This window comes from Streptomyces sp. NPDC020898, assembly GCF_044333925.1.
GTDB lineage: Bacteria > Actinomycetota > Actinomycetes > Streptomycetales > Streptomycetaceae > Streptomyces.
Map to the genome: position 1 here is coordinate 1,786,286 of NZ_JBIRRV010000001.1, position 21,959 is coordinate 1,808,244.

Sequence of the window (21,959 nt, forward strand, 5' to 3'; positions counted from 1 at the left end):
CCGCGCGGCCCCCGCCCCGGCCGCACCCCCTCGCGCCCGCCCGGCCTAGCCCCCCCCCCCCGTTATTTCTCCGCCCCGGCCCGGTGCGGGGGGGGGGGGGGGGGGGGGGGCCCCCCCCCCCAGGAAGGGATGGGACGGGTAGGGGCGGCGGGGGCGAAAACCCTCCCAGCCCACCCCCCTCACCCCAGCAACCCCACCAGGTGAGGAATCTCCTGCGTGGCATACCAAAGCAGCTCATGGTCCTCGGCCCCGTCCACCGTGAACTGCGCATCGGCATCCCCCCGATCCGCCGCCCCCAGCACCGCAGCCGCCGCCGCAACATCCCCCTCCGCCTCCCCGGAGTCGACATGCACGGCATCCACCTCCCCCAGCGACACAGCCCGACCCACCCGCACCTCACCCAGCGCACCCGGATCGAGCCCCCGGTCAGGATCGGCAACAGCCACCCCGTCCGCGACATCCACGGCGACGACCACCCGCCGCCGCACCACCCCCGGCTCCATCGCCAGCATCCGCAGCGACGCCAGCGCGGCCCGATTCAGCGCCGCGTACTCCAGTTCCTCGATGTCGTCGGACAGATACCACTCACGCAACGCAGGCGTGACGGCGTACGCGACGAACGGCCCCGCCCCCAACTCACCCGTCTTGTACGCCTCGGCAAGGCCGGGAAGGGTCAGAGGGACGTAGACGCGCATGGCTGACCGCTTTCGTAGGAGGCGTTTTCGCGCCCGGAATCAGTAGCCGGAACCTCGCAAGCCGAAGGCTTCACAGGAGCAGCGGCGAAAAGCAACGCAGCCGCCCTCGAAAGCCTTCCGGCACGACCCGGAAAGACCATCAGGATACGCGGCGGGGTCCCCTTTCGAGTCCCCACCCAAGCCGCTCCGAGCGTCCACCACAGTCCCCGAAATTCACCCCCGCACCCCATCCCCACCAGGCCTTTCACCTCCGCGAACCACTCAGATAAGTGAACCTCCGGAGCGCCGGAACAGCGCCCCGTCCCTCCTTGCGTCCGGTCGATCCGTCCCCGTACAAGATCCCCACCACGAAGTTACTGCCCGGTACCCACCCGGGCCCCAAGAAACGGGGACATTCCATGAACAAGGTGATGACGAGGACGGTCCGCCTCACCCCGTCCCGCCCGCCGGTACGCCGGGACACCCGCCGCCCCGGCAGCACCCCGCACCGCAGCACCACACCGGGCGGAGGCACCGCCCGCACACCCCTCGCCGAAGCGACGGCACCCGCGCCTTCCCCCGCCGAAACCCACCACGAGCCCCGAGTCCCGGCCCAGGGCCAGCACCCAGGACAGCACCCGGGACGGCTCAGGGCTCCCTCACAATCCCGCCAGACGCCCTTCCAGCCTCCCCGGACGCCCCCGCAGCCCCGACCCACCGACCTCTTCGCCGACCGCCTCCTGGCCGTCCTCAGCGGCGAACGCCCCGTCCACAGCATGCTCCGCCACACCGCGGGCCGCGCCTACGACGAACTGGCGTGGCTCGCGGAGCGCGGCCCCCTGCGCGCCCGCGGCACGCGCCCCGTCGTCCGTGACGTCGGCTACTACGAGCCCAGCCAGGGCGCCCTGGAGGCCTTCGCCCGCATCGGCGCCGGCGACCAGCTCCGCGCGATGGCCTTCCGCCTGGAACTGGGCCAGGACTTCCGCTGGCGCTGCACCGCAGTGGAACTGGGCGGCCCTCGAAGGCCGCACACGGCCGACGACTGACCGCACCCCACCAGAAGCTCCGGCGCACGACCCCCCAAGCCCGCCCCACACCCGGCGCCGGAGCCACCACCACCCACCCCGCCCCAGCACACGCCAAAGGGCCGGCCACCCTCCTCGGATGCCCGGCCCTCAACACGCGATCAGCGACTACCACGTACTCCCCGTGACCCTCTACCCGAGTCACTCAGACCCGAGTGACTCGGGACGATGGGGTCACTTCTTACGACGACGCCCACTCCGCTGCTGCTTGCGCCGCTCCGCGCGAGTGAGCCCGTCCGCCTCGGACCGCACCTCGTCGTCGTCCCCGACGAAGTCGCCCTCGACGATGCCGCCCTCTCCGTCCACGGTCGGCGCGGAGAAGTGCAGCCGATCCGGCCGCTGCGGGGCGTCGAGCCCCTTGGCCCGGATCTCGGGCCGGGAACCGGCACCCGCCTGCGCCGGCACCGAGTCCTCCGTGCCCTTGTCCAGGGACGGCTTGGAGTCCGAGACCGGGACCTCCTCGACCTGCTGCTCGACCTGGACCTCCAGGTTGAACAGGTAGCCGACGGACTCCTCCTTGATGCCCTCCATCATGGCGGTGAACATGTCGAAGCCCTCGCGCTGGTACTCGACCAGCGGGTCCTTCTGCGCCATGGCGCGCAGGCCGATGCCCTCCTGGAGGTAGTCCATCTCGTAGAGGTGCTCGCGCCACTTGCGGTCGAGGACCGACAGCACGACCCGGCGCTCCAGCTCACGCATGATCTCGGAGCCGAGCTGCTCCTCACGCGACGCGTACTGGTCGTGGATGTCGTCCTTGATCGACTCGGAGATGAACTCGGCGGTCAGGCCGGCCCGGTCGCCGGCCGCTTCCTCCAGCTCGTCGACGGTGACCTTTACCGGATAGAGCTGCTTGAAAGCGCCCCACAGCCGGTCCACGTCCCATTCCTCGGCGAAGCCCTCGGCGGTCTCCGCACCGATGTACGCGTCGATGGTGTCGTCCATGAAGTGCTGGATCTGCTCGTGCAGGTCCTCACCCTCCAGGACGCGGCGGCGCTCGCCGTAAATGACCTCGCGCTGCCGGTTGAGGACCTCGTCGTACTTGAGGACGTTCTTACGGGTCTCGAAGTTCTGCGTCTCGACCTGCGACTGTGCGGAGGCGATGGCACGGGTGACCATCTTGTTCTCGATCGGTACGTCGTCCGGAACGTTCGCCATCGACATGACGCGCTCGACCATCTGGGCCTTGAACAGCCGCATCAGGTCGTCGCCCAGCGACAGGTAGAACCGCGACTCACCGGGGTCGCCCTGACGTCCGGAACGACCGCGCAGCTGGTTGTCGATCCGCCGGGACTCGTGCCGCTCGGTGCCGAGGACGTAGAGCCCACCGAGGTCCTTGACCTCTTCGAACTCGGCCTTCACGGCCTTCTCGGCCCGCTCCAGGGCGGCCGGCAGAGCCGCGGCCCACTCCTCGATGTGCTCCTCGGGGTCGAGGCCACGCTGCCGCAGGTCCGCCTCGGCGAGGTCGTCGGGGTTGCCGCCGAGCTTGATGTCCGTACCACGGCCGGCCATGTTCGTGGCGACCGTGACGGCACCCTTGCGGCCGGCCTGGGCGACGATGGTCGCCTCCCGGTCGTGCTGCTTGGCGTTCAGCACTTCGTGCTGAATACCTCGCTTCGAGAGCTGCTGCGACAGGTACTCGGACTTCTCCACCGAGGTCGTGCCGACGAGGATCGGCTGACCCTTCTCGTGCTTCTCGGCGATGTCGTCGACGACCGCCTCGAACTTCGCGACCTCGGTGCGGTAGATGAGGTCGGACTGGTCCTTGCGGACCATGTCACGGTTGGTCGGGATCGGGACGACACCGAGCTTGTAGATCTGGTGGAACTCGGCGGCCTCGGTCATGGCCGTACCGGTCATACCGGAGAGCTTGTCGTAGAGGCGGAAGAAGTTCTGCAGGGTGATCGTGGCAAGGGTCTGGTTCTCGTCCTTGATGTCCACCCCTTCCTTCGCCTCGATCGCCTGGTGCATGCCCTCGTTGTAGCGGCGGCCGGCGAGGATACGGCCGGTGTGCTCGTCGACGATCATGACTTCGCCATCGATGACGACGTAGTCCTTGTCGTTCTTGAAGAGCTCCTTGGCCTTGATGGCGTTGTTCAGGTAACCCACCAGCGGCGTGTTCACCGACTCGTACAGGTTGTCGATGCCCAGCCAGTCCTCGACCTTGGCGACGCCCGACTCGTGGATGGCGACCGTGCGCTTCTTCTCGTCGACGTCGTAGTCGCCGGTCTCCTCGAGACCCTTGAGCTGGTTGCCCGCCTCACCGCGCTTGAGGCGCGTGACCAGCTTCGCGAAGTCGCCGTACCACTTGGTGGCCTGGTCGGCCGGGCCGGAGATGATCAGCGGCGTACGGGCCTCGTCGATGAGGATCGAGTCGACCTCGTCGACGACGGCGAAGTTGTGGCCGCGCTGGACGAGTTCGTCCTGGGACCACGCCATGTTGTCGCGCAGGTAGTCGAAGCCGAACTCGTTGTTCGTGCCGTACGTGATGTCACAGCCGTACTGCTCGCGCCGCTGGGCCGGCGTCATGTTGGCGAGGATGCAGCCGACACTCAGGCCCAGGAACTTGTGGACGCGACCCATCATCTCGGAGTCGCGCTCGGCGAGGTAGTCGTTGACCGTGATGAGGTGAACGCCGTCTCCGGAGAGGGCGTTCAGATACGTGGGCAGGGTGCCGACCAGGGTCTTGCCCTCGCCGGTCTTCATCTCGGCGACATAGCCGAGGTGGAGCGCCGCGCCGCCCATGATCTGCACGTCGTAGTGACGCTGACCGAGGGCGCGCTTGGCGGCCTCCCGCACGGTGGCGAAGGCCTCGGGCAACAGGTCGTCCAGACTCTCACCGTCGGCGTACCGCTGCTTGTACTCATCGGTGAGGGCCCGCAGCTCGGCGTCGGAGAGGTCGACGAAGTCCTCTTCGATGGAGTTGACCTGGTCCGCGATGCGGTGCAGCTTGCGCAGGATTTTGCCTTCGCCTGCACGCATGATCTTCGAGAGGACGGACACGGGGGTTGGTCTCCTTGCCGATCGGGCCTGGGACGGTCAGTTTCCATTGTCTTAACTCAGCAGCGGCCATCGTAAGCGAGGACCCCGCCGAGCCGGGAGGTCTGCCGCTAGGACAGCCATAAGGAGAACGGCCGGGAGTCACGGATGGTGCCGCCCCCCACCCGCGAATTGCACGAATTGTGATCACGAACTCACGCACAGCAAAAGGGATGGCGCCCTCATCCCGCCCCGAGCAGAATCGGCCGATGGACCCCGTCACGCTCACCACGGCCCGCCTTCTCCTGCGTACGGTCGGCTCGCACGACACGGACGCCGTGTACGCCGCGGTGCAGGACGCCGACATCCAGCGCTGGACGACGATCCCGTCGCCCTACCGCCCCGAACACGCCCACGGTTTCACGACCCAACTCGTCCCCGACGGCTGGGCGGACGGCTCGATGTTCACGTTCGGTGTCTTCCTCCCCGAAGGGGAGGAGTTGGTGGGCATGCTCGCCATCACCATGCGCTCCCTGGGAGTGGGCGAAGTCGGCTTCTGGGCCTCCAAGGCCCACCGGGGCAATGGCTACATCACCGAGGCCACGACCACCGTCTCCCGCTGGGCCTTCACCCACCTGTCGGTCGACCGAGTGGAGTGGCGGGCGGAGGTCGGCAACACCGCGTCCCTCGCAGTGGCAGAACGAGCCGGCTTCACGTTCGAAGGAACCCTCCGCTCGGCAATCAACAACAAGGGAGTACGCCGAGACTGCTGGGTCGCTTCCCTGCTCCCGTCAGACCTCGGCCTCCCGTCAACAGCCCCCTACCTCCCCACCCCGGCCGGCACTTCCAGCCCGTCCGGCGTTTGAGGACAAGGCCCGTTCAGGGCCGTAAAGGGGGGTCTGGGGGCGCAGCCCTCAGGGATGCGAACGGGTAAGGGCGGCGGGGGCGAAACAATCCACGGACACCCCCACCCAGCCCAACACCCGACGCCCCGCCCCCAAACCCCCAGCTCACCCCCCGCTGTCAGTCCCACCCCCTATCGTGCGGAAGCATGACGAGCAGCCCCCCGCACCCCACCCCCCGACCAACCCCGACCCCCGCCCAACCAACCCCCCACACCGAACTCTCCGCCGACGAGGCCCGCCGCATCGCCCTACGCGCCCAAGGCTTCCTGGGCGCCCCCAACCGCAAGGCAGGCGTCCGCGGAACCCTCCGGCACCTGGGTGCGGTCCAGCTCGACACGATCTCCGTGCTCGCCCGCTCCCACGAACTCATCCCGTACGCCCGCCTGGGCGCCATACCCCGCAAAACAGTCGAAGACGCCTACTGGAAACCGGCCTCCACCACCGAAGCCACCCCCCACCCCCAACCCCACGCCTTCGAGTACTGGTCGCACGCCGCCTGCATCCTCCCCGTGGAGGAATGGCCCCACTTCGCCTTCCGCCGCCGCGCCTACCGCTCCCGCCCCCACTGGAACCACGACCTGCCACCCGGCACCTACGACCAGGTCATCAAGCAACTCCGCACGGAAGGCCCGCTCACCGCAACGGAGTTGGGCGGCGCGAAACGCACCAGCGAATGGTGGGACTGGTCCGGCACCAAGGTCGCCGTCGAACGCGCGCTGATGTACGGCGAGGTGGTGTGCGTGGAGCGCCGAGGCTGGAAGCGGGTGTACGACCTCGCCGAGCGCGCCATCCCGGACACGCTGCTGCACGACGAACTGGACGACACCGAGTGCCTGCGCCGCCTGGTCCGCCTCGCGGGCCAGTCCCTGGGTGTCGGCACCCGCACGGACATCGCCGACTACCACCGTCTCAAGGCGGAACAGGTCGATGCGGTGATCGCGGAATCGGGCCTGGTTCCCGTGACGGTCGAAGGCTGGAGCAAACCGGCCTGGGCCGACCCGGCGGCCCTGGAGACGCCCGCACGAGGCCGCCACCGCACGACCCTGCTCTCGCCCTTCGACTCCCTGATCTGGGAGCGGGCGCGCACGGAACGGATCTTCGGTTTCACCCACCGCCTGGAGGCCTACGTCCCCAAGCCGAAGCGTGTGTACGGCTACTTCGCGATGCCGGTCCTCGCCGGCGGCCACCTCGTGGGACGAGTGGACCCCGCCAGGGAGGGCAACACCCTGGTGGCCAGGCAGGTCGCCCTGAACGGCCCCAAGGCGGTCCCGGCGGTGGCCCAGGCCCTGCTGGAGGCAGCGACCTGGGTGAACTGCACGAACGTACGAGTGGAACGGGTGGACGCTCCGGACCTGCGCGCCTCACTCACACGGGAACTGACCCGCGCCCTCACATAGCCACCGAACCGCCGAACCCCAGACCTCACCTGATCTCAAGGATCTTCTCCCGCATCGCGTAAACCACCGCCTCCATCCTGGAGTGCAGCTGCAGCTTCTCCAGGATGTTGCGCACATGGTTCTTCACGGTGTTCTCGGAGATGAACAACTCCTTGGCGATATCGCGGTTGTTCATCCCGGTGGCGACGAGCTTGAGCACTTCCAGCTCACGCTCCGTGAGCCGCGGCGCGGGCACCAGCCGCCGCTCGTCGGTCCGCTGGATCATCGACTTGAATTCGGTGAGCAGCTTCGACGCCATGGAGGGGCTGATCTGCGACTGGCCGTCGGCCACCGCACGAATGGCCGTGGCCACCTCGTCCGTGGAGATCTCCTTGAGGAGATAGCCGGTCGCACCCGCCTTGATCGCCTCGTACAGATCGGCTTCCTCATCGCTGATCGTCAGCATGATGATCTTGGCGCTGGGCGCGACCTCCTTGATGGAGGTGCACGCCTCGATGCCCCCGCGCTTCGGCATCCGTACGTCCATCAGGACGATGTCGGGCAGCAGATCGGCGGCCTTGTCGACGGCCTCCGCGCCGTCCCCCGCCTCGCCGACGACCTGGATGTCCTCCTCGGCCGCGAGCACGATCTCCAGTCCACGGCGGAAGAGAGCATGGTCGTCCACGACAAGGACTCTGATCGGCTCCTTGCGTGAAGTGCCCGCGTCCGGGCCCATGCCGGTGACGCCGTCGTCGGCATCCTCGACCCGCATCGGTCCGAAGCTGTCCGCCATCGTTCCTCCCCCTGAAGGCTGTGGCCTGTGGTTCTGTGCCATCGCCAACCCAAGGCAACGGCCCACCGGTTGGGCCGTTGCGGCCATGATTCCATGCTTGGGCGACAGTGCGGTGACAGAGCGGGCCCCGAAGGGGTCGCACACGGGTGCCCCTGGGGGCGCACGCGCGCTCCAGGGGCACCCGCTCGACTGTCACCGGGGGCGGTCAGCCGCCCAGCGTGCCACCTGCCGCGGGGGAATGCGCCTGATGGGCGACCATCGGGTCCGTGTTGAGGTGGATCACGCCGTAGTCGTAGGCGTGTCGCCGGTAGACGACACTCGGTTCCTTGGTCTCGGAGTCGACGAACAGGTAGAAGTCGTGCCCGACCAGCTCCATCTCGTAGAGAGCCTGGTCGAGCGTCATCGGGGAGGCGACGTGGGTCTTCTCGCGGACGATGAGGGGGCCATCGCCCTTCACCTCCAGCGAGCCGATCTTCTTGGTGGGCACGCCGTCCGAGGCTTCCTCATGGACGGTGTGACCGTTGCCGTTCAGCGTTGCCGCGCCCGGGACGTGGTCGGCGACCTCGGCGGCCGTGAGCCGGCCGGCGCCTCGACGGGTGTAACGCTTGTCGTGCTGCTTGCGCAGCCGGGCCTCGAGCTTGTCCGCTGCGAGGTCGAGTGCCGCGTACGGGTCGCTTGCCGCTGCTTCCGCCCGGATCACCGGACCGCGGGAGTGGAGTGTGATCTCCACCCGGTCGGAGCGGTCGGCCTGCCGGGGGTTGGGCTCCTTGGACACCTCGACATCGAGGCTGATCACCTTGCCGTCGAGCTTCTGGATCCTGTCCAGCTTCAGCTTCTCGGCAACGTGCTTCCGGAACCGCTCGGGCACCTCGGTCTTGCGTCCCTTGACGACGATGTCCACGCAGAACTCCGTTCCCGGATCGCTCCGCTTCAGTGGCGGAGCGTCTCCCTTTTGCACCAGGCTCCGGTGTGCCCCGGAGCCTCGGACTCGGTGACTTCCACCTCCTCCTCCCCCATGGGCAAGATCTCCACTCAGCCTGCTGGGGTGATTAAGGAAAACCCGCAGCACGGCATTCGGATTTGCGAGGTGTGGCCTGCGGCTTTCCCTCACAACCGAACATATCTCGCCCGGACGGATGTCGTCACCCTCTACCGCCGCGTACCTCCGTTCCGGTGAATTGACCCTCTCACTACCTGCAACGATGGAAGTTAGAGGTCAGTTCCGGTTTATTTCGAAAGAATCAGGCGTCGCCGCGACCACAGCCGCGCAGATCATGCCTCGGAAGCCACCCGCGGCCTTTGCTGGCACTCCGTGCCTCCGTTCCACACCCGCGGCCGGGGCTCTCGACGAGTGTTTCCTTGTGTCTTCCCCCGCCGCTTCCGCGTACACGAGGCTTCTCACGTCTCCCACGTATCCCGCCTCTTTCGCCTCTCCGTCGCCGATCGCTTCCCGTACGGCACGGGCCGCCTCCGCCAGCGAGGCGCCCGTCGTCATCAGGTCGTCTACCAGCACCACCGCACCCGCACCCGCCAGCAGCCGCCCGCCCCCACCGGCCACGCTCAGCGCGCCCGCGAGATTGTCCAGCCGCTGCCGGGCATCGAGCCCCGCCTGATCGGCCACGGCACGGCGCTGCCGCAGCACCGCCAGCACCCGCGCCGGCGTACCGGACCCGCGCAGCGCACCCGCCGCAGCGAGCGCGATCCGCCGAGCCGGATCGTGCCCCCGGGCCCGCACGGCCCGCCGCGCGGACGGCACAGGAACGAGCAGCACGCCCGTACCGCCGCACAGGTCCCTACCGAGCCCCGCCCGCACAGCTCCCGCCAGCGCCGTCCCGAGCGGCCCCGCGAGTGCCAGAGCGCCCCGTTCCTTGTGCGCGAGGAGAACCGCACGCACCTCGTCCTCGTACCGCGCCGCCGCATGCACGACCGGCAGCCCGGGCGGTTCCGGTACCGGTCGCACCCGGCTCGGTACGGCCCCGTTCAGGGCGGCACGGCACTCCGGGCAGAGCGCCGTGCGAGGCCTCCCGCAGCCTCCGCACTCGGCCGGCAGCACCAGGTCACTGAGGTCCTGCCACCAGCCCCGCATGCCCACCACTGTGCCAACACCGACGCCACCCGGCCACCCCTGTGGACAACCTCCTGTGGATAACCCCCCGCACCTCACCCATGCCGATACGTACGAACACGCACCGCATCCCCGACGGCACCCAGCGCCCCGCGAGCAGTGCCCAGAAACGCCGGCGGCCCGCCGGACGTCCGACGAGCCGCCAAAATCTGTGGACCGAGTCCTCAGAGGCCTCTCACCCCGGATACACCGGAGCCGACCCGTCCTTGACCAGCTTCTGCCACTTGGACCCGGACAGCAGACGCACGATCCCGTCCTCCTCCGAGTACGCCACCAGCGGCAGCCGCTCGTCCTCGGACGCGGCGATGCCCTTCACCCCGGTCAGCGCGGCCGGCGCCGACCCCACCGGCGTCGAGCCGTCGACCTGCACGTACGCCATCTGCTGAACGCCGCGCTGCTCACGACCCACCACCACGAGCCGGTTGTCCCCGGCCCACGACATGGCGGTGGCCTCCTCCAACTGCGGTGTCACGGAGTGCAGTTCGAGGACCGACACCGTCTGCTGCTCCCCGGTCGCCTGCCCCTTCGCCTGTCCCGGCTTCGTGGCCGTTCGCTCCTCGGCCGACCCGCCCGAGGTCTCCGCCGACCGCTCGTCCCGCTCGATCCGGCCGATATACAGGGACCGTATGCCGTCCTTCTCCACGATGAGCGCGATCCGCACCCCGTCGGCAGCCACCCGTACCGCTTCGATACGCCCGTCGAGCCCCGGTGTCCTCACTTCCAGCGGCTCGCCCGCGCCCTTCGTCAGGACCAGCAGCCTCGGCTTCTTGGGGTTGCGGTCGGCCACCCACAGGTCGCCCTCGTTGTCCCAGCTGGGCGTGGTCAGCCGGTCGGCCCCGGCGGCGCCCTGGCTGGTCAGCACGGGCTCCCCGAGCGACCCGCCGGACACCAGCGACCCGACGTACAGCGTGGTCCCGTCCAGCGAGACCCCGGCCGCGCTGTCCTCGTGGCGCGAGACCGCCGCGGACCGCAGCTGCTTCTCGCCCTCGCCGAGCGCGCCCGGCACCGGGGCGACATCGGCGTCGGCGTCGAGGCTGTCGCCGACCACGCGTACGAGGCGGTGCTTGCCGTCGATGAAGTACTGGAACTCGGGTTGCTGCACCACGCCGCGCGCGGCGACGATCGCGGCCCCGTCCTTGTCGAGGAAGCACAACTGGGTGCCGTTGGCACGCTGCAGTGCGACCTCGTCGACACCCGTGGGGGTGAGGTCCTGGAGGGTGTAGAGGAGCTGGGCCGCCATCTCCGCGCACTTGGCCGAACTGACCCGGCTCGCCTTGTCGTTGAGCGGCACCGTCAGTCTGTTCTGGTCGTCGGGGGTCAGCGAGGTGACGCCCTTCTTGAGCGCCGTACCGGTGGGGAAACTCGACCTGACGACCGGTCCCAGCCAGCGCGAGGGACCCTCCAGCAGCGAAGTCACCGTCTGCGTCATCGGGTCGACCTTCTTGCGGACGTAGACCGGATCGGCGACGGACACGGGCTGCCCGTCCGACTCCGACAGCGTGTTCGACGCGAAGTAGTACTTATTGACGGACGTGTAGTTGCGCAGGAAGTCCGACTTGCCCATGACGACGCCCGGCGGCAGCTCGTCGATGCGCCATTGCCCGCTCTTCTTCACACGCGTGAGGTGCAGCGTCTCCCTGTACTGCCCGTCGGCGGGTTTGTACGACTGCCGGGAGTCCAGCGTGGCGAACCTGCCGCCGGTCAGCGTGAACGCGTAGGTGTCGGTCTCGTCGTCCCGGGTGCCCGCGGAAATCTGGTCCGTGCTGGGCCCGCCGTCCAGCACCGTGGTGGCCGCGAGGGGCCGCCACTCCTTCACCGCGCGCGGTGTCAGGTATTGGCGTGCCGTCTCGTAGTTCGGATCATCGCTGGTCAGCGCCTCCAGGAAGCCCTGGACTATCTGCACCGGCTGGGCGTCCTCATGAGGCGGCTGGGCGAAGACCCGTACCTGGGCGTCCTGCCGGGGCGTGGACTCGACGCCGCGCAGATCCCCGCTGTCGGGCATCGAGGCGCATCCGGCCAGCAGTACGGCGCCACAGGCGGCGTACACCACCGCGCGCACCGTTTCCCGCCGCCGACCGTCCCGCTCGCGGTCAGGGCCCACGAAATGCCTCCCCTTGTTCATCCACCCGCTCCGGGCCGGCATCCGAAGACACCGTGTCCGAAGGCTGCGACTCCGTACCGGACATGCCGTCCCGCCGCGCGCCCCCGGCCGGCCGGGGCACCACACGGGCGCCGTTGCCGGGCAGTGCCGTGGGGTCGGCGGTCGCGGCCACGGCGGCGAGCCGCGGTGCTATCGGCCGCTGTTCGGCCGCCGCCGTCTGCACCGGCACCGTGGCGAGCTTGTCACCGCCGGCGTGCGGCAGACCCGCGTCGTTGAGTTCCCGATGACGCCGTGAGTCCTTGGGCTCCAGCGGTATCGGTGAGCCCCGCAGGGGCTCGTCGGCGGTGCGTGGCAGTGTCATCCGGAACTGCGAACCACCGCCCGGCTCGCCCCACGCCTGCAGCCATCCGCCGTGCAGCCGCGCGTCCTCCAGGGCGATGGACAGGCCGAGGCCCGTACCGCCTGTGGTACGCGCGCGTGCCGGGTCGGCCCGCCAGAAGCGGCTGAAGACCCGGGTCGCCTCACCGGGCTTGAGCCCGACCCCGTAGTCACGCACCGCCACGGCGACCGCGCCGCCCGCGGCGGCCAGCTTCACGATGACGTCCTTGCCCTCGCCGTGCTCCACGGCGTTGACGACGAGGTTGCGCAGCACCCGTTCCACGCGCCGTGCGTCGGCCTCGGCCACGACAGGCTGCTGATCACCGACGACCCGTACCGTCGTCCCCTTGCGCTCGGCCAGCGGCTCGGCCCCGCTCACCACCCGCCGTACGACCTCCCTGAGGTCTATCGGCTCGGCCTCCAGCGCTGCCGCGCCCGCGTCGAACCGGCTGATCTCCAGCAGATCCGCGAGCAGCGTCTCGAACCGGTCCAGCTGATCGGCGAGCAGCTCGGCCGACCGCGCGGTCACCGGATCGAAGTCCACACGCGCGTCATGGATGACATCGGCGGCCATCCGTACGGTCGTCAGTGGCGTCCGCAGTTCGTGCGACACGTCGGACACGAACCGCCGCTGCATCCGAGACAGCTCCTCCAGCTGCTGAATCTTCAGCTGAAGGTTCTGCGCCATCTTGTTGAAGGCCTCGCCGAGCCGGGCGATGTCGTCCTCGCCGGTGACCTTCATCCGCTCCTGCAACCGCCCGGCGGACAGCCGCTCGGCGATCCCCGCCGCCATCCGCACGGGCGTCACGACCTGCCGCACCACAAGCCAGGCGATGGCCCCCAGGAGCACGACGACGAACAGCCCGGCCGTCGCCAGCGTCCCCTTGACCAAACTCAGCGACTTCTCCTCCTGCGTGAGCGGGAAGAGGTAGTACAGCTGGTACGGCTCCCCGTTGGGGTCGTCGACCTGCTTGCCGATGATCAGCGCGGGCTGCGACTCGTTGCCGTTGGTGTAGGTGATACGGGTGTAGCTCTGGGCCATCAGCGTGTTGTCGTCGGCCCGCTCGCGCAGCCCCTCGGGCACGCTCGACGTCGGGTCCACACCGCCGGAGGCGCGCGGCCCACGCCCGCCACCACCGCCGTCGCCCGCCGGACCGACCGGGAGCGTCACGACGTCGAAGGCGCCCTGACCGCCGCTGGAGAGGGACTCCACCAAGTCACTCATCCACTGGATGACGTTCTGCGTGGGGCGGTCACCGGCACCGGAACCGTCGTTCCCATCGGCGTTGGCCGCCATGTCCGCCTTCTGCTTGGCCGCCGCGAATCCGCCCGCGGCCTGGCTCTGCGAGGCCTTCACCTTGGCGTCCAGCAGGCCGTTGCGCACCTGCCCGATCACGACGAAGCCCAGCAGCAGGACGACACCCAGCGACATCAGCAGCGTCGTGACGACGACCTTGAGCTGGATGTTGCGCCGCCACAGCCGCATGACAGGCAGCAACGGCCGACGCACCCAGCGCATGAACAGCCGAAGGACCGGGCTGCCCTGGACACCGCCCTGCAACAGCCCGCCCTCGAAGAACTGCCTCCAGCCCGAGCCCGCCCTGCGCGCCTTCTGCCGGCCGACAGGCCGCTCCGCACGTCCCCCGGGACCCCCGGGGGCCGAAGCGGCACTGTCCCCGGACATGTCAGCTCGGTCCTGCCTTGTAACCGACGCCACGGACGGTCACCACGATCTCCGGCCGCTCCGGGTCCTTCTCGACCTTGGAACGCAGCCGCTGCACATGAACGTTGACCAGACGGGTGTCCGCCGCATGCCGGTATCCCCAGACCTGCTCCAGAAGCACCTCGCGCGTGAACACCTGCCACGGCTTGCGCGCGAGCGCCACGAGCAGATCGAACTCCAGCGGCGTCAGCGCGATCGACTGGCCCTCCCGCTTCACAGAGTGACCGGCCACATCGATGACGAGGTCACCTATGGCCAGCTGCTCGGGCGCCGGCTCCTCCGACCTCCGCAGCCGCGCCCGGATCCGGGCGACCAGCTCCTTTGGCTTGAACGGCTTCACGATGTAGTCATCAGCACCCGACTCCAGGCCCACGACGACATCGACGGTGTCGCTCTTGGCCGTGAGCATCACGATCGGCACCCCGGACTCCGCCCTGATCAGGCGGCACACCTCGATACCGTCCCGGCCGGGAAGCATCAGGTCCAGGAGCACCAGATCGGGCTTGGACTCACGGAAAGCGGCCAGCGCCTTGTCGCCGTCAGCTACGAAAAACGGCTCAAAACCTTCACCACGCAACACAATGCCGAGCATCTCGGCCAGTGCGGTGTCGTCATCGACGACAAGGACTCGTCCCTTCATAAAAGCCATCATCCCATTAACTAAATTGTTACCTGGCGTGACCTGTCACACAGCTCTGCAAGCGCCTCAGCCGTCACGGGTGAAACCACACCCGCTTCGGTGACGATCGCCGTCACCAACTCGGGAGGCGTCACATCGAACGCCGGGTTGTACGCCTGGGTCCCCAGGGGTGCCACCGGAATCCCGCCTCCCGCTTCTACTCCCGCCACCGGCACCTGAGGCGCGGTGATCTCCGTCACCTCATGTCCGGCACGCTGCTCCACCTCGATGGACGCCCCGTCGGGGGTGTCCGGATCCACCGTCGTCACCGGCGCCACCACGATGAACGGCACATGGTGGTACCGGGCCAGCACAGCGAGCGGATAGCTCCCCACCTTGTTCGCCACCGAACCGTCGGCCGCGATCCGATCGGCCCCGATCAGCACCGCGTCCACCTCCCCCGCCGCGAACAGAGAGCCCGCCGCGTTGTCCGTGAGCAAGGTGTACGCCATTCCGCTGCGCGCCGCCTCATACGCCGTCAGGCGAGCACCTTGCAGCAACGGGCGCGTTTCGTCCACCCAGAGCCTGCGCAGCCGCCCTGTCCGATGCGCCGCCAGCGCCACCGCGAACGCCGTCCCCTCGCCACCCGACACCAGCGAACCGGTGTTGCAGTGCGTCAGCACCCGGTGCCCGCCACCGGGCAGCAACTCGTCCAGCAGAGCCAGCCCGTGCACAGCCATCCGCGCGCTGGCCTCGGCATCCTCCCGGTGCAGCGCCCGCGCCGCGACCAACGCCGCCCCGGCGGCCTGCTCCAGGTCACCTCCCCTGGCCAACTCCGCCCGGTACGCGCCCTGCGCCCTGCGCACCCCGACCGCGAGGTTCACGGCAGTGGGCCGGGCACCCGCCAGCGCGGCGGCAGCCTCGTCCACGTCGAAGCCGCGCGCGGCGGCGAGCGCGACCCCGTACGCCCCCGCGATGCCGAGCAACGGCGCCCCACGCACGGCCAGCGAACGGATCGCCGCCACCAGCGCGGGCGCGTCCGTGCAGACCAGTTCGACCTCCTCGGCCGGCAGTCTCGTCTGGTCGAGGAGGACCAGCACCGGCCCCTCGGGGGGTTCGTCCCAGCGGATCGCCGGTATCTCGGTGGGCCGGTTGTCCTCGCGGGATTGCGCGTACTGATCAGCCATCCGCCCAGTCTGCCCCCTACCCTGCGGACAATTGAAGGTGTGCAGCCCATACGGGGGCCGGTCCCCCGGCGCCCACCCCATGGCACGATGGCTGCCAACCTGCCGCGAAACGCGGACGGCCACCGTGAAGGAGCGACGATGAACGACACTCCGGGCTGGGCCTCGCCCGGATCTGCCCCCTCCGAAGGGCAGCAGCCCGGCGCGTCCGGCCCCGCCGAGCCCGCCGACCGCCCCGGTCCCGCGGAACCCGCGGACCAACCACGCCCCGACACAACGGGCTCCGGCCCGAAGTGGTCCCAGGAACAGCCGCCACCCGCCCAGTGGTCCGCTCCCACCGGCTCCCAGAACGCTCCGCAGGCCCCGCCCCCACCACCGCCGGGCCCGGGCTGGGGCGGCCAACACCCCGGCGCCCCGGGCGGATACGGCGGCCCCGGCGCCCCAGGAGGGCACGGCGGATACGGCCCGCCCGGCGGCTACCCCGGCTGGGGAGGCAACTGGGGCGGTCCCCCTCCCGCGGCCAAGCCCGGCGTGATCCCGCTGCGCCCGCTCGGCGTCGGCGAGATCCTCGACGGCGCCGTCTCCACCATGCGTGCCTACTGGCGCACCGTGCTGGGCATTTCGCTCACCGTCGCGATCGTCACCGAGATCGTCGTCATCCTCCTCCAGGGACTCGTCCTGGACGACAGCCTGAGCACCGACGCCCTCAACGACTCGAGCGCCAGCTTCGACGAGGTGAGCCGCGCCATGGGAGACGTCTTCCTCAGCTCCGGCGTCCTCTTCGTTGTCTCCCTCATCGGCACCGTCATCGCGACCGCCCTGCTCACGACCGTCACCAGTCGCGCCGTGCTCGGCAAGCCGGTGTCCATCGGGGAAGCCTGGCGGGACGCCCGGCCCCAGGTCGCGAAGCTGTTCGGCCTCATCCTCCTGCTGCTGCTCACCGTCGTCGCGATCGTCGTTGTCGGCATCGCTCCGGGAATCCTCGTGGCCCTCGCGGGTTCGGACAGCGGAGGCGCCGCCCTCGCCGTCCTGGGCGGCCTCGGCGCGGGCATCGTCGCGCTGTGGCTGATGATCCGCTTCTCCCTGGCCTCGCCGGCGCTGATGCTGGAGAAGCAGGGCATCGTGAAGTCGATCAGCCGCTCCGCGAAGCTCGTCAGCGGCTCCTGGTGGCGGGTCTTCGGCATCCAACTGCTCGCCACGATCATCGCGAACGTCGTCGCGTCCATCGTCATCCTCCCGTTCACCTTCCTCGCCGCGGCCCTGACCGGCGACGGCATCAGCGGCTTCCTCAACGGCACGGGCGGCCTCGGCTGGACGTTCCTCGTCGTCAGCGGCATCGGCTCGGTGATCGGCTCCATGGTCACGTTCCCCATCACCGCGGGCGTGACCGTGCTCCTCTACATCGACCAGCGCATCCGCCGCGAGGCCCTCGACCTCGACCTGGCCCGCGCCGCCGGCGTCCAGGGCTACGGCTCCGGCGCCCCGGGCGCCACCCCCGGGAGCTGATGCGGTGAGCCTGACGGGGGGATTTCTCACCACGGTGCCGGCCCTGCCGCGTACCGCGGAAACAGCCGTACGGAACCTGCTGCGCGCCGGGGACACCGCCGTACTGTCACTGGCGGGCGACGAACCGCCGGTGACGATCCCGCGTGATCCCGCGCGGGAGGCGGCCCAGCGCGAGCTGTCCAAGCGGATGTACCACGAGAACGACCCCGGACTGTTCCAACGGGCCATGGACGCCTTCTGGGACTGGCTCGACAAGCTGTTCAACGCGGCCTCGACCGCGACCCCCGGAGGAACCGTCGGACTGGTGGTCGTCCTGCTGGCCGTCATCGCCGTGCTCGGCGCCCTGTGGTGGCGCCTCGGCACCCCGCGCATCGGCCCCACCTCCTCCGCCGTGCTCTTCGACGACCGCCCCCGCAGCGCCGCCGAACACCGCGCCGCCGCCGAGGCACACGCCGCCCAGGGCCACTGGAACCAGGCCGTCCAGGAGCGCATGCGCGCCGTCGTCCGCTCCCTGGAGGAACGCGCACTCCTCGACACCCGCCCCGGCCGCACCGCCGACGAAGCAGCCGCGGAAGCGGGCCGCACCCTGCCCGCGCACACGGACCGACTGCGCACCGCGGCCCGCGACTTCGACGACGTGACATACGGCGGACGCACCGCGACCCCCCAGTCGTACCGTCGGCTGGCCGACCTGGACGACGACCTGGAACGCACGAAACCGGCCCTCGCGAGCAGCAGCGACAACAACGGCAGCGTCCCCGACACGGCCCACAACGCCCGCCAGGGAGCCGCCGAATGAGCACCGAGGCCACGCTCCCCGCCACCACCTCGGCCTCGCCCACCGCCCGCCAGGTGTGGACCCGCGCGCGAGGCGTCGTACTCGCCGTCGCCCTCCTCCTGGTGGGCGCCGTCGTGATCGCCGTGATCCGCTCGGACACCCAGCGCGGCGGCCTCGACCCCCGTTCCGCCGACCCTCGCGGCAGCCGCGCCGTCGCCGCGCTCCTCGCGGACCGGGGCGTGTCGACACGCGTGGTCACCACCCTCGCCGAGGCAAGCGCCGCCGACGCCGACACGACCCTCCTGATCGCGGCCCCCGACCTGCTGACCGGCAGTCAGCAGACGCAACTGCACACGGCGACCGAGAACTCCGGCGGCCGCACGGTCCTGATCGCCCCCAGCAGCCCGTCTGTCGGCACACTCGCCCCCGGTCTCACCGCCGACCCCGCGCCCAGCTTCGCCTCGAAGCTCTCCCCGGTCTGCGACCTGCCCGCCGCCCGGAGAGCGGGCACCGCGGACACCGGCGGCTTCCGCTACGACACCGGCGCCACCGACGCCGACCTGTGTTACCCCAGCGACGGCCTGCCCACTCTCGTACGCATCCCGGCGGTCACAGGGGACGGCGACACCATCGTGCTCGGCGCCCCCGACATCCTCTACAACGATCGTCTCGACGAGCACGGCAACGCCTCGCTCGCCCTCCAACTGCTCGGTTCCCGCCCCCACTTGGTCTGGTACCTCCCCTCACTCTCCGACGACTCGCTCACCGACAGCGGTGAACGCGGCCTGTTCGATCTGCTCCCCTCAGGCTGGCTCTGGGGCACCCTGCAACTCTTCATCGCCGCAGCCCTGGCCGCCCTCTGGCGGGCACGCCGGCTCGGCCCCCTCGTACCCGAACGTCTCCCCGTGGCGATCCGCGCCTCCGAAACCGTCGAAGGCCGCGCCCGCCTCTACCGCAAGGCCAACGCCCGCGACCGCGCGGCAGGCGCTCTTCGCTCCACCACCCGCACTCGCCTCGCCCCCCTCGTAGGCGTCCCCGTGCCCCAGGCGCACGCACCCGAGGCTCTGCTGCCCGCTCTCTCCGCCCATCTCCACGACCACGGAGACGGACAGTCCCTGGACGCTCTCCTCTTCGGCCCGCCGCCCCGCGACGACGCCGCCCTCATCTCCCTCGCCGATCAACTCGACGCCCTCGAAAGAGAGGTACGCCGTCCATGATGGACCCGACCACTGACAACGCCGGGATCACCGGGGACCCCGGCGCCGCCCGGGCCTCCCTGGAAGCCCTGCGCGCCGAGATCGCCAAAGCCGTGGTCGGCCAGGACCCCGCCGTGACCGGCCTCGTCGTCGCCCTCCTCTGCCGCGGACACGTTCTCCTAGAAGGAGTCCCTGGAGTGGCCAAAACGTTGCTCGTCCGGGCACTCGCATCCGCGCTCGAACTCGACACCAAGCGCGTCCAGTTCACTCCCGACCTGATGCCGAGCGACATCACCGGCTCCCTCGTCTACGACGCGCGCACCGCGGAGTTCTCCTTCCAGCCCGGCCCGGTCTTCACCAACCTCCTCCTGGCGGACGAGATCAACCGCACGCCCCCGAAGACCCAGTCCTCCCTCCTCGAAGCCATGGAGGAGCGGCAAGTCACGGTCGACGGCACCCCCCGCCCCCTCCCCGACCCGTTCCTGGTCGCCGCGACCCAGAACCCGGTCGAGTACGAGGGCACATACCCCCTCCCCGAAGCCCAGCTGGACCGTTTCCTCCTCAAGCTCACGATCCCGCTCCCCTCCCGCCAGGACGAGATCGACGTCCTCACCCGCCACGCCGAGGGCTTCAACCCGCGCGATCTGCGCGCCGCCGGCGTACGCCCCGTGGCAGGCCCGGCAGACCTGGAAGCGGCCCGCGCCGACGTCGCCAAGACAGCGATCTCCCCCGAGATCACCGCCTACGTGGTGGACATCTGCCGCGCCACCCGCGAATCGCCGTCCTTCACCCTCGGGGTCTCTCCCCGAGGCGCCACGGCCCTCCTCGCAACGTCCCGCGCCTGGGCCTGGCTGACAGGCCGCGACTACGTCATCCCCGACGACGTGAAGGCCCTGGCCCTCCCCACGCTCCGCCACCGCGTGCAACTCCGCCCGGAGGCCGAGATGGAGGGCGTGACAGCCGACTCCGTCATCAACGCGATCCTCGCCCACGTCCCCGTCCCCCGCTGATGGCACTCACCGGACGCGCCGCCCTCCTGGCGGCCCTGGGCTCGATCCCCATCGGCATCTGGGACCCCGGCTGGACGGGCATCCTCGCGGTCAACGGCCCCCTGGCCATCGCCTGCGCCTGCGACTACGCCCTCGCAGCCCCGGTACGCCGCCTCGGCCTCACCCGCTCCGGCGACACATCCGCACGCCTGGGCGAACCAGCGGGCGTCACCCTCACGGTCACCAACCCCTCCAACCGCCCACTCCGCGCCCGCCTACGCGACGCCTGGCCGCCCAGCAGCTGGCAGTCCGGCACCGAGGTGGAAGCCTCCCGCCACCGCCTGGTGGTCCCCGCTGGCGAACGCCGCCGCGTCACCACCCGCCTACGCCCCACCCGCCGAGGCGACCGCCAGGCCGACCGCGTGACAATCCGCTCGTACGGCCCCCTCGGCCTCTTCGCCCGCCAGGGCAGCCACCACGTCCCGTGGACGGTACGTGTCCTCCCCCCGTTCACCAGCCGCAAGCACCTCCCCTCAAAACTCGCCCGCCTCCGCGAACTCGACGGCCGCACCAGCGTCCTGACCCGCGGCGAAGGCACAGAATTCGACAGCCTGCGCGAGTACGTTCCCGGCGACGACACCCGCTCGATCGACTGGCGCGCCACCGCCCGCCAAACCACGGTCGCAGTACGCACCTGGCGCCCCGAACGCGACCGCCACATCCTCCTGGTCCTCGACACCGGCCGTACGTCGGCGGGCCGCGTGGGCGACGTCCCCCGCCTCGACGCCTCCATGGACGCGGCCCTCCTCCTGGCAGCCCTGGCCTCCCGCGCAGGCGACCGCGTGGACCTCCTCGCATACGACCGCCGGGTACGCGCCCTGGTCCAGGGCCGCGCCGCAGGAGACGTCCTCCCGTCCCTGGTCAACGCCATGGCCGCCCTGGAACCCGAACTCATCGAAACGGACGCCCACGGCCTCACAGCCACGGCACTCCGTACGGCTCCCAGGCGCTCCCTGCTCGTCCTGCTCACCAGCCTCGACACGGCCCCCATCGAAGAGGGCCTACTCCCCGTACTCCCTCAGCTCACCCGACGCCACACAGTCCTTCTGGCATCGGTGGCAGACCCCCACATCGCCCGCATGGCAGCAGCCCGCGGGACCACCGAATCGGTGTACGAGGCCGCAGCCGCAGCCCAGGCCCAGACGGAACGTCACCGAACTTCGGAGCAACTCCGCCGCCACGGCGTCACGGTCGTCGACGCAACCCCGGACGACTTGGCGCCGGCTCTGGCGGATGCATACCTGGCTCTGAAAGCTGCGGGCCGCCTCTGAATGGGGTCCCTCAGACGAATGAGGGACCCCACTTAATTCAAATATCCCGAAAAGTAGCTGGAACGCAGAAAAGCCCCGTACCGGTATCCCCGGCACGGGGCTGATCGCAATATTTGTTCGGCGGTGTCCTACTCTCCCACAGGGTCCCCCCTGCAGTACCATCGGCGCTGTGAGGCTTAGCTTCCGGGTTCGGAATGTAACCGGGCGTTTCCCTCACGCT

The 21,959-nt window shown here is 69.9% G+C and carries 17 protein-coding genes and 1 rRNA gene; 8 read left to right on the top strand and 10 right to left on the bottom strand.

The window, feature by feature from the left end; all coding sequences use genetic code 11:
- Positions 1-179: 179 nt before the first annotated feature.
- Complete coding sequence (locus ACH4TV_RS07815; protein ID WP_398395230.1) at positions 180-695, bottom strand: DUF6912 family protein; 516 nt, start codon at positions 693-695, stop codon at positions 180-182.
- A gap of 398 nt (positions 696-1,093) precedes the next feature.
- Between ACH4TV_RS07815 and ACH4TV_RS07820 the strand changes: the two genes are divergently transcribed.
- Positions 1,094-1,720, top strand: a complete 627-nt coding sequence (locus ACH4TV_RS07820) for an Rv3235 family protein (RefSeq protein ID WP_398395232.1) — start codon at positions 1,094-1,096, stop codon at positions 1,718-1,720.
- 213 nt (positions 1,721-1,933) lie between these two features.
- On the opposite strand, the gene secA is transcribed toward ACH4TV_RS07820, so the two are convergent.
- The gene (gene secA / locus ACH4TV_RS07825) at positions 1,934-4,759 is read right to left on the bottom strand and encodes a preprotein translocase subunit SecA (protein WP_398395234.1); all 2,826 of its coding nucleotides are present in this window, start codon (positions 4,757-4,759) and stop codon (positions 1,934-1,936) included.
- Positions 4,760-5,004: 245 nt separating this feature from the next.
- On the opposite strand from secA, the gene ACH4TV_RS07830 reads away from it, so the two are divergent.
- On the top strand, positions 5,005-5,601 hold the full coding sequence (locus ACH4TV_RS07830) for a GNAT family N-acetyltransferase (RefSeq protein WP_398395236.1): 597 nt from the start codon (positions 5,005-5,007) through the stop codon (positions 5,599-5,601).
- A 185-nt stretch (positions 5,602-5,786) separates the two neighbouring features.
- Entirely contained in the window at positions 5,787-7,037 is a 1,251-nt protein-coding gene (locus ACH4TV_RS07835; RefSeq protein ID WP_398395238.1) for a winged helix-turn-helix domain-containing protein, read from the top strand.
- A 25-nt stretch (positions 7,038-7,062) separates the two neighbouring features.
- Here ACH4TV_RS07835 and ACH4TV_RS07840 read toward each other — a convergent pair whose 3' ends face one another.
- The 7 genes from ACH4TV_RS07840 to mtnA form a co-directional block, all read right to left on the bottom strand.
- The gene (locus ACH4TV_RS07840) at positions 7,063-7,809 is read right to left on the bottom strand and encodes a response regulator (protein ID WP_398395240.1); all 747 of its coding nucleotides are present in this window, start codon (positions 7,807-7,809) and stop codon (positions 7,063-7,065) included.
- 205 nt (positions 7,810-8,014) lie between these two features.
- On the bottom strand, positions 8,015-8,710 hold the full coding sequence (hpf, locus tag ACH4TV_RS07845; protein WP_398395242.1) for a ribosome hibernation-promoting factor, HPF/YfiA family: 696 nt from the start codon (positions 8,708-8,710) through the stop codon (positions 8,015-8,017).
- 315 nt (positions 8,711-9,025) lie between these two features.
- Positions 9,026-9,895, bottom strand: coding sequence for a ComF family protein (locus ACH4TV_RS07850; protein WP_398395244.1), 870 nt, complete (start codon positions 9,893-9,895; stop codon positions 9,026-9,028).
- Between the two features lie 214 nt (positions 9,896-10,109).
- Positions 10,110-12,035 (bottom strand): LpqB family beta-propeller domain-containing protein, encoded by a 1,926-nt coding sequence (locus ACH4TV_RS07855; RefSeq protein WP_398395246.1) that lies wholly within the window; start codon positions 12,033-12,035, stop codon positions 10,110-10,112.
- The gene (gene mtrB, locus ACH4TV_RS07860; RefSeq protein ID WP_398395248.1) at positions 12,025-14,097 is read right to left on the bottom strand and encodes an MtrAB system histidine kinase MtrB; all 2,073 of its coding nucleotides are present in this window, start codon (positions 14,095-14,097) and stop codon (positions 12,025-12,027) included. The genes ACH4TV_RS07855 and mtrB overlap by 11 nt, the downstream gene beginning before the upstream one ends.
- A gap of 1 nt (position 14,098) precedes the next feature.
- Positions 14,099-14,788 (bottom strand): two-component system response regulator MtrA, encoded by a 690-nt coding sequence (mtrA, locus tag ACH4TV_RS07865; protein WP_398395250.1) that lies wholly within the window; start codon positions 14,786-14,788, stop codon positions 14,099-14,101.
- An 8-nt stretch (positions 14,789-14,796) separates the two neighbouring features.
- Positions 14,797-15,942: an S-methyl-5-thioribose-1-phosphate isomerase gene (gene mtnA / locus ACH4TV_RS07870; protein ID WP_398395252.1), complete on the bottom strand. Its 1,146-nt coding sequence runs from the start codon at positions 15,940-15,942 to the stop codon at positions 14,797-14,799.
- 138 nt (positions 15,943-16,080) lie between these two features.
- Between mtnA and ACH4TV_RS07875 the strand changes: the two genes are divergently transcribed.
- From ACH4TV_RS07875 to ACH4TV_RS07895, 5 genes are read left to right on the top strand one after another with little or no spacing between them, the layout of a single operon-like run.
- Positions 16,081-17,445, top strand: a complete 1,365-nt coding sequence (locus ACH4TV_RS07875; protein ID WP_398395254.1) for a hypothetical protein — start codon at positions 16,081-16,083, stop codon at positions 17,443-17,445.
- A 4-nt stretch (positions 17,446-17,449) separates the two neighbouring features.
- Positions 17,450-18,244 (top strand): DUF4129 domain-containing protein, encoded by a 795-nt coding sequence (locus ACH4TV_RS07880; RefSeq protein ID WP_398395256.1) that lies wholly within the window; start codon positions 17,450-17,452, stop codon positions 18,242-18,244.
- Positions 18,241-19,440 (top strand): DUF4350 domain-containing protein, encoded by a 1,200-nt coding sequence (locus tag ACH4TV_RS07885; protein ID WP_398395258.1) that lies wholly within the window; start codon positions 18,241-18,243, stop codon positions 19,438-19,440. Before ACH4TV_RS07880 ends, ACH4TV_RS07885 begins: the two co-directional genes overlap by 4 nt.
- Positions 19,440-20,429: an AAA family ATPase gene (locus ACH4TV_RS07890; protein WP_398395420.1), complete on the top strand. Its 990-nt coding sequence runs from the start codon at positions 19,440-19,442 to the stop codon at positions 20,427-20,429. The genes ACH4TV_RS07885 and ACH4TV_RS07890 overlap by 1 nt, the downstream gene beginning before the upstream one ends.
- A complete protein-coding gene (locus ACH4TV_RS07895) occupies positions 20,429-21,739 on the top strand; it encodes a DUF58 domain-containing protein (RefSeq protein ID WP_398395260.1) in 1,311 nt (436 codons plus the stop codon). The genes ACH4TV_RS07890 and ACH4TV_RS07895 overlap by 1 nt, the downstream gene beginning before the upstream one ends.
- A 115-nt stretch (positions 21,740-21,854) precedes the next feature.
- Here the strand turns inward: ACH4TV_RS07895 and rrf are convergent.
- Positions 21,855-21,959, bottom strand: a 5S ribosomal RNA gene (rrf, locus tag ACH4TV_RS07900); the annotation flags it as partial.